Annotated in this window: 14 protein-coding genes; 8 read left to right on the top strand and 6 right to left on the bottom strand. The window is 66.8% G+C overall.

Translation table 11 applies throughout. From position 1 onward, the window contains the following. Window positions 1–115: 115 nt before the first annotated feature. Window positions 116–361, top strand: coding sequence for a hypothetical protein (locus BR47_RS33580; protein ID WP_353582960.1), 246 nt, complete (start codon window positions 116–118; stop codon window positions 359–361). Window positions 362–365: 4 nt separating this feature from the next. Here the strand turns inward: BR47_RS33580 and fadD2 are convergent, their stop codons facing one another. After that, window positions 366–2,066 carry a long-chain-fatty-acid--CoA ligase FadD2 gene (gene fadD2 / locus BR47_RS0122615; RefSeq protein WP_029120854.1) on the bottom strand — a complete coding sequence of 567 codons (1,701 nt, stop codon included), beginning with the start codon at window positions 2,064–2,066 and terminating at the stop codon, window positions 366–368. Window positions 2,067–2,143: 77 nt separating this feature from the next. Between fadD2 and ligD the strand changes: the two genes are divergently transcribed. Together ligD and BR47_RS0122605 are read left to right on the top strand one after the other, a co-directional pair. Next, window positions 2,144–3,382, top strand: coding sequence for a non-homologous end-joining DNA ligase (ligD, locus tag BR47_RS0122610; RefSeq protein ID WP_029120853.1), 1,239 nt, complete (start codon window positions 2,144–2,146; stop codon window positions 3,380–3,382). Window positions 3,383–3,547: 165 nt separating this feature from the next. After that, window positions 3,548–4,006, top strand: coding sequence for an STAS domain-containing protein (locus BR47_RS0122605; protein ID WP_029120852.1), 459 nt, complete (start codon window positions 3,548–3,550; stop codon window positions 4,004–4,006). 189 nt (window positions 4,007–4,195) lie between these two features. Here BR47_RS0122605 and BR47_RS0122600 read toward each other — a convergent pair whose 3' ends face one another. Continuing rightward, window positions 4,196–4,657, bottom strand: a complete 462-nt coding sequence (locus BR47_RS0122600) for a PPOX class F420-dependent oxidoreductase (protein WP_020103875.1) — start codon at window positions 4,655–4,657, stop codon at window positions 4,196–4,198. Between the two features lie 55 nt (window positions 4,658–4,712). Here BR47_RS0122600 and BR47_RS0122595 point away from each other — a divergent pair, with 55 nt between their 5' ends. Beyond that, window positions 4,713–5,114, top strand: a complete 402-nt coding sequence (locus tag BR47_RS0122595) for a MerR family transcriptional regulator (RefSeq protein WP_020103874.1) — start codon at window positions 4,713–4,715, stop codon at window positions 5,112–5,114. Between the two features lie 14 nt (window positions 5,115–5,128). Here BR47_RS0122595 and BR47_RS0122590 read toward each other — a convergent pair whose 3' ends face one another. After that, complete coding sequence (locus tag BR47_RS0122590; protein ID WP_029120851.1) at window positions 5,129–5,680, bottom strand: hypothetical protein; 552 nt, start codon at window positions 5,678–5,680, stop codon at window positions 5,129–5,131. Between the two features lie 416 nt (window positions 5,681–6,096). Between BR47_RS0122590 and BR47_RS0122585 the strand changes: the two genes are divergently transcribed. Beyond that, window positions 6,097–7,257, top strand: coding sequence for a hypothetical protein (locus BR47_RS0122585; protein ID WP_141772288.1), 1,161 nt, complete (start codon window positions 6,097–6,099; stop codon window positions 7,255–7,257). Window positions 7,258–7,347: 90 nt separating this feature from the next. Here BR47_RS0122585 and BR47_RS32230 read toward each other — a convergent pair whose 3' ends face one another. Then, the gene (locus tag BR47_RS32230; RefSeq protein ID WP_090562925.1) at window positions 7,348–8,214 is read right to left on the bottom strand and encodes a DUF732 domain-containing protein; all 867 of its coding nucleotides are present in this window, start codon (window positions 8,212–8,214) and stop codon (window positions 7,348–7,350) included. Window positions 8,215–8,641: 427 nt separating this feature from the next. On the opposite strand from BR47_RS32230, the gene BR47_RS32225 reads away from it, so the two are divergent. Beyond that, window positions 8,642–9,814 (top strand): hypothetical protein, encoded by a 1,173-nt coding sequence (locus BR47_RS32225; protein WP_141772287.1) that lies wholly within the window; start codon window positions 8,642–8,644, stop codon window positions 9,812–9,814. On the opposite strand, the gene BR47_RS31180 is transcribed toward BR47_RS32225, so the two are convergent. Then, complete coding sequence (locus BR47_RS31180) at window positions 9,811–11,217, bottom strand: PPE family protein (protein WP_141772286.1); 1,407 nt, start codon at window positions 11,215–11,217, stop codon at window positions 9,811–9,813. The genes BR47_RS32225 and BR47_RS31180 overlap by 4 nt on opposite strands. 149 nt (window positions 11,218–11,366) lie before the next feature. Here BR47_RS31180 and BR47_RS0122565 point away from each other — a divergent pair, with 149 nt between their 5' ends. Next, window positions 11,367–11,786 (top strand): nitroreductase family deazaflavin-dependent oxidoreductase, encoded by a 420-nt coding sequence (locus tag BR47_RS0122565; protein ID WP_020103868.1) that lies wholly within the window; start codon window positions 11,367–11,369, stop codon window positions 11,784–11,786. On the opposite strand, the gene BR47_RS0122560 is transcribed toward BR47_RS0122565, so the two are convergent. Then, complete coding sequence (locus BR47_RS0122560; protein ID WP_029105784.1) at window positions 11,773–12,354, bottom strand: TetR/AcrR family transcriptional regulator; 582 nt, start codon at window positions 12,352–12,354, stop codon at window positions 11,773–11,775. The two genes, BR47_RS0122565 and BR47_RS0122560, sit on opposite strands and share 14 nt — an antisense overlap. 307 nt (window positions 12,355–12,661) lie before the next feature. Here BR47_RS0122560 and BR47_RS33270 point away from each other — a divergent pair. Further along, a partial coding sequence (locus tag BR47_RS33270; protein WP_036427671.1) for an MmpS family transport accessory protein occupies window positions 12,662–12,750 on the top strand: 89 nt, incomplete at its 3' end.

The following is a 12,750-nucleotide window of genomic DNA, read 5'->3' as shown; positions in this document are numbered from 1 at the left end:
GTTATCGGCAGCACTGGTACGGGTGTACCGTCGAGGTAGGCGAAAGCACATTTTGGTGGTGATGATCATGACCACGCACGAGCCGACTACACGAGCGGCGCGCATGCTACGGCCGATGTTGATCGGGGCCGTCGCGATCGCGTTCACGATCCTGCCGACGACACTGCGCAGCCCGACCACGACGCTGCAGGCCACGGGCGATCCGTGCGTCAACGGCGTTGTCCCGTGGAACCCGTACGTCGTGAACTGCAACCTGCCCGACCGGAACACCCCGAAGGTGCGCGGCGCGGCTCCCGACGCGGGCGCCATCATCGCGTGCCGCGGCAGGCCGGCATGTCTGTCCTGGTACGTCAACAACTAGGTGTCTAGACGTCCATGTCGCGCAGCGCGCGCTTGAGGATCTTGCCGGTGGGGTTACGCGGCAACTCGTCGAGGAAGACGACCTCGCGCGGAACTTTGTAGCGCGCCAGGTGATCTCGGACGTAGGCCTTGATGTCGTCCTCGCTGACCGTCGCGCCCTCGGTCGTGACGACGAAGGCCCGCAGCCGCGCGCCGAAGTCCTTGTCGTCGACGCCGATAGCGGTCGCCTCCACCACCTCGGGGTGCCCGCTGATCAGGTCCTCGACCTCGGCGGGGAACACGTTCTCGCCGCCGGAGACGATCATCTCGTCGTCGCGGCCGCTGACGTACAGGAGTCCGCGTTCGTCGAAATAACCGACGTCGCCGGAAGACAGCATCCCGTCGATGATCTCCTTGCCACCGCCGCCGGTGTACCCCTCGAACGGGAAGGTGGTGCCGACGAAGATGCGCCCGACGCTGCCCTGCGGCAGTTCCTTGCCGTTGTCGTCGAAGATCTTCACGCGGACGCCCTTGACCACCGGGCCGACCGTCGCCGGGTTGATCGACAGATCCTGCGGACGCGCGATGGTGGCGAACGAGATCTCGGTCGACCCGTACAGGTTGTAGATCACCGGGCCCAGATCCTTGAGCGCCCGCGTCGCGAGCTCGGATCCCAGCTGCGAACCCGACACGAAGACGATGCGCAGGCTCGACAGGTTCGGCTTCGGCGACGTCTTGTCCAGTTCGTCGAGGATGCGCGACAACATCACCGGCACCACCACCATGGCGGTGACCCGGTGCCGCTCGATGTCGGCGAGCACGGTGGCCGGCTTGAAACGGCGCCGCAACACCAACGTGCTGCCCAGCAGCATGGCGATGGTCGAATGCAGGTAGCCCAGCGCGTGGAACATCGGCGCGGGCAGGCTGGTGACCTCGCCGGATTTGAACGGCACCGACGACAGCACGCCGCCCACCGGGGCCAGCGACGGCGGGGCACTTCGGTTGGCGCCCTTGGGAGTTCCCGTGGTGCCGCTGGTCAGAATGATGATGGACGCCGGCTTGGCGACCTTCGGCGGCGCGAGGCTGCTGGTCCGGGCGATGACATCGGCCAGGGATTCGTCGATGCTGCCCGACGGTTCCGGCTTGTCCGGGTTGTACCCCAGCGCCCGCAACTTGCCCAGGGGCGGCTCGGACAACGCGACGGCGTCGGCGTATTCGTCGTCGTAGATGATGAGCTGCGCGCCCTCGCGCTCGGAGACCTCTTTGATCTGCGGACCCGAGAATTCGGTGTTCATCAGGATGATTCGCGCGCCGACCCGCGCCGCGCCGTATACCGAGATCAGGAACCACCGGTGGTTGCGGGCCAGGATCGCCACGCCTTCACCGGCCTGAATGCCCTTGGCGCGCAACGCGTTGGCCGTCGCGTTCACGGCGTCGTCGAACTCCTGGAAGGTGATGTCGCCGTCGTCGTCGATGACGGCGGTGCGGTGCGGGGTACGACGCGCGTTGAGCGCCGGGACCATACCGATCTCACCCCAGCGGACGATGTCGGCGAGCATCGCGGCGATGTGCTGTGGCGATTCGAGTTTGAGCGCACCCGCTTCGAACATCTTCCGGGCGTAGTGCAGTTCGGCGGCGCCGCGGTCGACGTATTTACCGACCGACTTCTCCAAAGTTTCCTGAACCTTGTTTGCCACCTGCGACGGGAGGTCAGTCAGCTTCGCCATGAGCCAACCATAGGTGACACCGCGGGTAACGCGGCCGGAACTCCGGCCCCAATTCTCGGGCCAATTACGATGACTTCATGGGTGACTCGCGGTCCCTCGAAGTGGGCGGGCGCGAGGTTGTCGTGAGCAACCCGGACAAGGTGATCTTTCCGGAACCGGGAGTGACCAAGCTCGACCTGGTCAACTACTACCTCGCCGTCGCCGACGGTGCGCTGCGCGGCGTCGCGCGGCGGCCCATGATCCTGAAGCGGTTCGTGAAAGGCATTGCCCAGGAAGCGATCTTTCAGAAACGCGCACCGGAGAAGCGACCCGACTGGATCGACGTCGCCGAACTGAAATACGCCTCCGGCACCTCCGCGAAGGAAGCCGTCATCGACGAGGCGGCCGGGCTGGTGTGGGCGGTGAGCCTGGGCTGCATCGACTTCAATCCGCATCCGGTCCGGGCCGACGACCTGGAACACCCCGACGAGCTACGCGTGGACCTCGACCCCATGCCGGGTGTCGAGTGGCCGCAGATTCTCGACGTCGCAGCCGTAGTCCGCGACGTGCTCACCGACTACGGACTGACGGCCTGGCCCAAGACGTCCGGCTCGCGGGGTTTCCACATCTACGCCCGGATCGAGCGGAACTGGCCGTACAAGCAGGTGCGGTTGGCCGCCCAGACCGTGGCCCGCGAGGTGGAGCGGCGAGCGCCCGAACTGGCGACCAGCCGGTGGTGGAAAGAGGAACGCCAGGGCGTGTTCGTCGACTTCAACCAGAACGCCAAAGACCGGACGGTCGCGTCGGCGTACTCGGTGCGGTCGCGGCCCGACGCCCGCGTCTCGACACCGCTGTTCTGGGACGAGGTCCCCGGCTGCCGTCCGGAGGAATTCACGGTGGCGACGGTGCCCGCCCGGTACGCGCAATTCGGTGACCCGTGGGCCGGCATGGACGACGCCGCCGGCGGCCTCGAGGGGTTGCTGGCGTTGGCCGAAGAACTGGGTCCGATGCCCAAAACCGACAAAACCGAGGGTGGCACGTCCGCCGATGGGCGGCGGGCGTCGCAGATGCCGCTCATCGAGGTTGCTCGAACGAAGACGCGCGACGAGGCGATGGCCGCGCTCGACGAGTGGCGGGCGAAGCATCCGGAGGCGGCATCTGCCCTGGAAGCCATAGATGTTCTGGTCGACGGCATGCGTGGACCCAGCTCGATCTGGTACCGCATCCGGATCAATTTGCAGCACGTGCCGGAAGAATTGCGGCCGCCGCAGGAGCCACTCATCGCCGACTATTCGCCGTGGGTGGGCTACCAGGGCCATCAGTTGCGCCGACCGTGACCGTTACCCCGCTGAGACCATGTTTGCTAGCTGAAGCAATCACACTTCTTAGCGATGATTTAGGACTTACTCCCCGGTACCTTAACTTGGCCACATAACTTCGATCTCGAGCCGGAGAAACGACACAGCTGTCGGGCGTTCGGCAACATCGAAGGGAGGCATCACATGGCTATGGTCACCAGCGACTCGGCATCGACAGCCGCTTTCCGCTATGGCAATCCGGCGGTCGCCTGCGGCGACGCCGAGGTGCGCGCCCAGTGCCGTCAACTGGCGACGGTACTCACCGTCACCGGAGTCATCGACGAAACCGATGTGGACCTGGTTGCAGCGCAGGCACGGCGCTGCGTACTCCCAGAGAAGCCGTTCATCCTGGACCTGAGCGGGGTCACCTCGTTCGCAGTGTCCTGCGTCGAACTGCTCGACAAGGTCAACGACAGCTGCATCGCAGCAGGCAACGAGTGGTCCCTCATTGCATCCCAGCCGGTTTCGACCGCACTGCTGGCCTGCGGTGCAGAGTCCGCCTTCCCGACCGCAACCTCCGTCTCCGAAGCGCTGCACCACTTCTCGGACAGCATGTACGAGCGTCGCCGGTTGCTGCCGTTCCTCACCAAGAAGTCCGCGTAAGACAGGAACTGAACATGTTGATCGATCTCCGCTGGCTGAGTGCCCTGCTCCACCACCGTCGCAAGACGCACATGGCGACGCCGGCTTTCTGACCGCACCTTCGACCTCCAACACGGTGCCGACACCAATCTGGTGTCGGCACCGTGCTTTTTGTCGGTGTTGACTCCTACCTGGGCACAGGATCAAACGTCAGGAGCCGAAGTCGATGCGCACGATGGCGCTGTCGTCCCAGACACCGCGGTTCCGTGCCTTGTGCCACTTCTCCCGCAACGGCAACCCGGCGTGCACCTGAGTCACCCCCGGAATCCTGATCAGCGGCACCAGATTCCACTGCCACCCGTAGCGCCGGTGCAACACCCGGTTCGCCTCCGCCGCGGCCCCACCCTCGAGGATCGTCGCCGTGCCTGTGAATACGGTTGCGCCGCTTAGCTTTCGGCCTCGGTAGTCGCACGCCGTCAGTTCGACACGCGGATGTGCGCGCAGCCGTGCGGTTTTCGGACCACGCTTGGTCCGGAACACGATCGCGTCCTGCTCGACGGCGAACCAGATCGGCGTATCGACCGGCTCGCCGTCACGCCGGTAGCTCCGGAGCAGCGCGTAGCGGGTCCTACCCAATTCACTGATGTCTGATCGCTGTGTGTTGGTAGCCATGCGTACAGTCAACGACTTAGAGTTGGCTTCAAGTCAAGGCCGAATCAGGAGTGTCATGGCCACGTTCACCATCGGCGAAGTGTCGGCACGCACGGACGTCGCCGCGACGACGCTGCGCTACTACGAACAGATCGGTCTCATCCCGGCGCCGGCCCGGGTCGGCGGTCAACGCCGCTACGACGACACCGTCATCGATCGCCTCAACGTCATCCGGGTGTGCAAGACCGCCGGGTTCTCACTCGATGAGATCCAGCTGCTGTTCGCCGACGACGCCCCCGGGCGCCCGGCCAGCCGCGCCCTGGCAGAGACCAAGCTGGCCGAGATCGACGCCAAGATCGCCGAGCTGCATCTCGCGCGAGCGGTCGTCGAATGGGGCATGCAGTGCACCTGCCCGTCGATCAGCGCGTGCAGCTGCGGCATTCACCCCGCCAAGCCCGGGGACACCCGGACGGCCTGACGCCTGCGGTCAGGTCAGTGCCCGCTCTGACGGGTGCCGCCGACCTCCGCCGGCAACGGCGGCGGCAGCGGCGTGGTCGGTACGGGCGCAGGGGCTCCGGTGACCGGCGTGGACGGCGTACCCGCCGGTGCCGGCGCAGGCGCGGTTGCGGGCAGCGGCCCACCGCCGCGGAAGAACGTCATCGGCTCGGACCGGATGGACTGCGAGCCGGCGCTGATATCAAGCGATTTCGCGGTGACGGTATAGGTGATGCCGTCGCTCGTCGCGGTGTAGCCGCCCCGGCCGTCCGCGGTCGCGGTGGCGATCAGCTTCGCACCGTCGCTGATCCGGACACCGCGATATTGGTACTCTCCGCCGGCGCTCTTGCAGACGGCGACCCGTGACGACGCGGTGCTGCCGAACGCCACCGCGGTATCGCCGGTCGGGCAGCGCGCCGTCGAGTCGACGAATCCCTGGGCGTCCGTTGTGGGATCGGCTGCCGCCAACGGGCTTCCGGCCAGCGCCAACACCGCACCCGTCAGGGTTGCGGCAGCCAGCCCCGCAGCACGGAATGTGAAGTCGGACATCGTCACCACCCCATCACACCCGGACCGGTTCGGCGAGCGCCCACACCGCACCGCTGGCAAATGATGTGGCCGTCACAGCGGCCGGGCCCGGATGAATTCTTGGAAAACTTCAGCTTGATTTATTTACCCCGGCGGGGAAATAGTGCACGTATTGCCTGGTCAGGCGGCCGATGAGGGAATTTGCTCAGCTAGTGGCACATGCCGGTTTCCGCTACTTTCAGACCGCCTAATTCCGCTCTGCCTCACTGAATCCGGGGTCCATCATGCAAATCGCTGTTCGGCACAACGCACTGCCTTCGTCTCTCGTTGCCGGAATGTGCTCGGTGTGCGTCGTCGCCTCGGTAGGAGCCGCGGCACCGCTGCCCGCGCCGCACTCCCTGCAAGCGGCACATTCCGCTGTGGCCACCGTGTCCCACGTGTCCACCTACGCGGAGAAGTACTACCTGACCGCCTTCCCGGCCGATCTGCTCCAGCTGATCTCACTGCCGTTCACGGCATACCAGACGTTCCTGAACAACCTCATCGCCGGCCCGAACGAGTTCATCAAGGCCATCAACACGCTCAACGCAGCGATCTACGCCCAGACCGTCGGGCCGTTCGTCGCGCAGTTGATCCAGGGTCCGAACGCGATCATCACCGGCCTCAACAACATCAACAAGGCGATCTACAACCAGACGCTGCTGCCGATCGTCAATACCCTCATCGCGGCACCGAACGCCATCATCAAGGGCATCAACGCGATCAACGCCACCTTCTTCAACGGCACGACCGCGAAAATCCCGGTGCTCATCACCACCGCGATCAACACCGCGATCGCCGCGTTGCAGAACCTGTCCACCCTGCCGGCCACCATCATCAAGGGCATCAGCGCTTTGCCGGGCGCCCTCATCGCCGGACTGCAGGCCCTGCCGGGCGCGATCTTCTCCGGGTTCCCGCTGGCCGCAACGCCGTTGGCCGCCACGACCTCGCTGAAGACGCTGGCCTCGACCACGACGCTGCCGACCACCCAGACGCTGTCGCTGACGGCCAAGCCCGCCTCCGCCGAGACGGAGACGCCGAAGGCCACCGGTGCGACGTCACCCGAGTCCGGCACGCCGGGCACGACGCCGACGAGTACCGACACCGGTAAGACGACGGGCAGCACCGCCACCGACAGCCCGACCGACGCCAAGGACACCAGCAAGCCCGCCGGCAAGACCGACGAGAAGACCGAGACCACGGGCACCGACACCAAGTCGACCGAGACCAAGGACACCGACGCCAAGGACTCGGGCGCCAAGGACACCGACACCAAGAGCACCGACAAGCCGGACACCAAGGCCGGCAGCAAGTCGGACGACAAGGCCGGTGCCGACAAGTCGACCGACGACAAGTCCACGAAGGCCGACTCGGGCAAGTCCAAGAAGGCCGACAAGTCCTCGAAGAGCGGCAAACACAGCGCTCCCGAAGGCGCGAGCGGTTCGGTCTCCGTGCCCGCGGGTTCGACCGGCGGCAAGCACCGTGCGCCCGAGGGCGGCGGCGCGTCGCACGCGTCGAGCACCAGCAGCAGCGGCGGCAGCAGCAGCCACGACAGCTGACAAGTAGCGCAACAACATTGAGGGCTGTGGCTTTTCGAAGCCACAGCCCTCAATGCACTCCCGCCGATGTCCCGTCGGCGGGGTCAGACCTCAGTAGCCGGGAATCGCCGGGACGACCGGCGACGAGGCCAGCTGCAACGGTGCCTGCGTCGCGGGCGCCAACAGACCGGGTGCGGGCACCGCGACCGACGGCGCGGTAAGGCCCGGCGCCGAAGCCACCGGGGCGGTCGCCGCACCGAGCGCACCGGAGACCGGAGCCGTCGCGGCCCCCAACGTGCCGGGCAACGGTGCCGTCACCGCACCCAATGTGCCCGGCACCGGAGCGGTGGCCGCGCCCAAGACGCTCGAAACGGGGGTTGTGGCCGTGCCCAGCGTGCCCGGCACCGCACCAAGCGTGCCCGGCACCGCCCCCAGCGTGCCGGGAACCGCGGCCGTCGCGCCCGACAGGTCCGGCAACCCGACGGACGGCATAGCGGGCAGCCCCGGCGGTGTCACCGGCAGGCCGCCGTTCATCAGCGCCGGGATGTTTCCGTTTGCGAGTGCTGTCATGAAGGCGGGGCACTGGGTCTGGATCGCAACCTGCGTGGCGAACCCGGCAAGCGGCGGCGCGATGCCGCCGTTGCCGCTCATCTGGGTTGCCGTGCTGGCCATCTGGCTGCCCGGCTGCACCAGCAGCGGGCAGATCGAGGTACCCACCTCGGCGATGGCGTTGCTGACGGGTCCGTTGTTGCCGATACCGACGTCATTGAGCGCGTCATGGACGACGTCGGCCTGGGCGCGCGGTCCCCACATGAGGGCGGCGGCCACGATCGCCCCGGCCACCACGACAGGCCGCAGCACCGCGGCTGACGTCGCGATGACATCCACCGAGCCGACCTGTGTCCTCCCGGTCTTCGGCCGGCCCGGGCGGGCGGCCACCGATCGTCTGCGGTACGTCACTTCAGTAGTTGCGGTCATCAGCACGCTCCCTGTTCCTGAGTGCTCGGCGCCACACTGGGCACTGGTTTCACTTCGGTAACGGTGGGCTACAAAAGTCACAAATACAACACGGACCGATAACCGTTCGAACCCTATGCGTTTCGCTACCTTGATCTCTGAGACCAGACTGAAATTCTGCCTCCTTTTCTTACGGGAGCTTCAACTCAATAACACCAGTAGTCACATTTGCCCCATTAACACCTTCTGACACAAATCGGAAGAGGCGTCAATAAGTGGCCGATCGTCGACCTGTTCCGGTCCCGCCACGGCCGGTTCAACCCGCCGTCGGACGTCGAGAAAACGCCGCATCAATTGACGCCGGAGTAGGGCTTACTTTGTTCATAGGTAATGGTCAGACGCGTGTGACATACTGCACTTTGGTCAGAAAAGGGGAGGTGATCTCCGCGTGATGCCCCACGCGCGGCTCCTCGCCGCCTCCAGCCTCGTTACCGCGGGGTTGCTGGCGTTGGGTCCCGAAGCCGTCGTGGCGTTGGCCGACACCGACACCGGCAGTTCCAGCACTGGCACCTCGGGCGGCTCGACCACTGGCACCTCGAGCACCACCGGCACTTCGACGGGCTCGTCGACCGGCGGCACGACCACCGGCTCGGACACGTCCACGACGACCGGTGGCAGCACCACCGGCGCCACGACGACGACAGGATCGTCGACTACCGGCTCCACGACCGGCAGCAGCTCGTCCTCGAACCTGCAAACCACCCTGGGCGGAATGGTCGGCCAGTTCACCCGCATCATCCAGCATCCGACCAGCATCATCGGCGGCGCACCGCTGACCGGCCTCGTGCCGGGCGTCAAGCCCAAGCCCGGCCAGAACCCTCCGCTGCTCACGCCCGGCGGCTCGGCGACGTTCTCCGCGTCAGTGCCGACGCCGGCGAACAACGGGACACCCCAACCGTCGGCCGCCCTGACGCCGGAACCCACGAAGAACAGCCAGGACACCGGCGTCGCGACCGATCCCAAGCCCCCGCTGGCGCAGCTGCCGCTGGCCGTGGCCCAGGTTCCGTTGACCGCGCTCGACCTCGTCAAGACCACCATCCCGACGGTCGTCGACGCCGTCCCGATTCCAGGTCTTGCCGCCCTGCCCGTCTTCGCCGACGCGCTGATCAACCCCATCGAGACCACCGTCCGCGAGTTGGCGACGGCGGCTTCCAACCTGCCGTTCCTGCAATACACGCCGGGCATGCCCGCCATCCAGTTGCCACCGGACAGCCGGGCCTTCCCGCAGAACTCGAACCAGCTGCCGAAAACCTTTGCCGCGAGCGCTGATTCGTTGCCGCGCGACATCTCGCCGGGCGCTCCGGGCACCACCGACAAACCGGTCCCGCCGGTCCAGCCCCGGGATGTCTTCGCCGCCGAGACCCACCTCCTCGCAGCGAAGGACTTCCGGCCGGGCTATCCGGACTACCTGCGGGCCGCCGGCCTCAGCGAGGTCGCGGCGGTCGCCGTCCCCGGATTCGCCGGCATCATCACCCTGACCGCCGCCGGCGGGTTGGTCGGATACCGGCAGGCGCGCGCCACCTCGTCGGCGCCCGCTCGCGCCCAGCGATTCGTCAACTAGGCCCTGGCCCAGGTCGACGGCAGCATCGGCTTCCGCACCACCTCGCTCGGCACCGTCGCCCGCGAACCAACCAGCCCACGTGCCGTGGCATCGAGTTCGGCATGGCTGCCGGAAGCGCTGACCTCGGGCTCGCCCGGCATGGGTAGCGTCATCCGGCCATCGGCCGCCATCGGCTCGTGCCGGTGTTGCCGCGATTTCCGGCGCCGTCGCGCCGCGCGACGCTCGGCGACGGCCGCACTTGCCGCCACAGGTTCCTGAACCGGCGCAGATACCGCCTGGGTGGCCGCACCGCGCACGGTCGGCGCCGAACCCTCCCCGTCCGGGCCGACGCCGACGGCGTACAGGTAAGGCGCGTCGGGCATGGGAGCCATCGGCGCGGGGGACGACGACGGGATCAGCGCCGAACCCGATTGTGGCGCGGGCGCGGACGCAGTGGCCGCCGGCGCGGCAGTGCCGACCGCCGGCACTTCGCCGCGATCCTGAACGTGGTTGTCGCTCACAGGAACTGATTCGGCGACCCGACCCGGCGTCAGCTCCGGAGCCGGCTCGGCCGGGGCTGCGGCGCTTGCTGCGGCGGACGCCGCAGCAGCCGCCGCGGGTGCGGGTATCGCGGCGAACGGGCCGAAGTAGATGAGCGGATCCAGCACGGAGTAGGTCAGGATGCTGAAGAGTTTGGCGTTGACCGCCGCCGCCGCGCCGTCCAACACCTGAGTGGCGATGCTGCGCAACGGTTCCGGCAGATCGCGGGCCCACTCGGCCAGCGCGTTGACGAGCTTTCGAATCTGCTCGACGACGACGCCCGCGGGATCGCGGAACGTGAATTGGCCCGAGGCCGACGAGGCCGCACGGACCGACACACCGGCTTCCGCAGACGTGATGGCCGGCGCCGGCGATGCGGTCGGTGACGACTCGAGACTTACCGTGGAGACGCCCTCGTAGACCCGCATGGTCGCGGCCGCCTGCAGCCACATCCGGCCGTAGTCGGCTTCATTCAGCGCTATCGGAATGGTGTTGAGGCCAAGGAAATTCGTCGCGAGCAGACTGGTGTGCACGGCGTGATTGGCGGCGAGTTCGGCCAACGTCGGCATCGCCGCGACAGCCGCCGAATAAGCGGCGACAACGGTGTCGTGCCGCTCGGCGATCGCCTCGGCAACGGCGCTCATCGAGGTCAGCCAGTCGAGGAACGGACCATGCGCGGCCACATACTGCTGGGCGGTCGGACCGTCCCACGCCCCGCCCTGGACCGTTGCCAGGATCCCCGCCAATTGCGTTGCGGCGTCGGCATATTGGACAGCCAACGCCCGCCACGCGGCGCCGGCTGCCAGCAATGAACCGGGCCCCGGCCCGGTCGAGAGCATCGCCGAACTCACCTCCGGCGGCAGCGTCTCCCATATCGTCGACACACAACTTAGGCTAACCTAACTAACGACTCTGGGGGTGGCTACCTCTGCGGCCACGGGATTTCGGCCGAGCACTCCCCCGGATGCCTGCAGACCGGGAAGAATCGGTCGCGACCGGAATAACCCGGCTTCCTCAATCCGTTGGGAACAAAGTGACCGAACATGAACTGAGCCCCACCGACTGGGTGCGCAAGCAGACCGAACAGATTCTGGCGCAGGGCACCACCGACGGGGTGCAGATCCTCGATCGGCCGGTGGTCCTGTTCACCACCACCGGAGCCAAGTCCGGCAAGAAGCGTCTCGTGCCGTTGATGCGGGTCGAGCACAACGGCCGCTACGCCCTCGTGGCGTCCAAGGGCGGTGCCCCCGAGCACCCGTCGTGGTACCACAACGTCAAGGCCAACCCGCAGATCACGGCGCAGGACGGCGACAAGGTCTTCGAGCTGACGACTCGTGAGCTCGAGGGCGACGAACGGCAGGAGTGGTGGGACCGGGCCGTCGAGGCCTACCCGCCGTACGCCGAGTACCAGACCAAGACCGACCGCCTGATCCCCGTCTTCATCGCCGAATAGCGTCCCGCTCCTCCACCGCAAGCAGCCGCCGCGCGGACTGCAGCAGGATGCGGTGGAGTTCATCGTCGGGGATGTCCTGTAGGTCGGGATCCATCGCACTGCCGTAGACGCCCGAGGTGACCAGCGACATGGTCACCCGGGTCTCGGTATCTGCGCTGTCCATTCCCAGCACCTTGCGGAGGCGCTGGTTGATCGCGCTGCACTCCTCGTGGGTTTTGACCAGGGTGTCGATGGCCGGGTCGCGATAGAAGACGGCCGTCACGCGCCGGTGCCGGACCGCGAGCTCGACGAATCCGGTGATCGCGGCTTCCTGGCGGGCCGCCGCGTTCTCTTGCGCCTCGATCGCCGTGGCCAGCTGATCGAGTTCGGCGAACACCGGCCGGATCACGGCGAGCACGATGTCGTCCTTCGAATGGAACTGGTAGTACACGGAAGCCTTGCTGACCCCGAGGTGATCCGCGATCATCTGCAGCGATGTGCCGTTCACGCCGTGGTCCGCAAACAACGCCAGGGCGGCTTCGATCACCCGTGCCCGCGCCGATCCGCGTGGCCCCACCGATTTGGCCAATCCCCGCTCCCTGTTCACCGGCGACCCGAATCGGTCGCCGTGTAGCCGTGGTCACCGCACTCGCGGTCACGTCACCTGCGTCACACGGGATGCCCCGATGTGGGCACCGACCTGCATCAATTGATTCGCTTAACTTGTCTAAGTTTACCTTGGTGGATACGCTGAGTCTGCCGATCGGCAGATTGAAATGTGACACAGGTGGCGGCGCTACACAAGCGGTGCGCAACGCCCCAGCTCACACGGTCCGCCAGGGCATGTCGAGCAATCGAAGGACGGGGAGGGTCAGCGTGACCAAGGAGATCGCAGCGTGATCGGCAATGCGCTCAAGAAGGCGTGGATCCCGTTGCTCATCCTCGCCGTGGCCCTGGTCGCCGGCTTCACCGTGCAACGCGTGCG

The sequence above is a fragment of the Mycobacterium sp. UNC410CL29Cvi84 genome, from assembly GCF_000686745.1.
Lineage (GTDB): Bacteria > Actinomycetota > Actinomycetes > Mycobacteriales > Mycobacteriaceae > Mycobacterium > Mycobacterium mucogenicum_B.
This window is presented reverse-complemented; position numbering and strand designations above follow the sequence as displayed.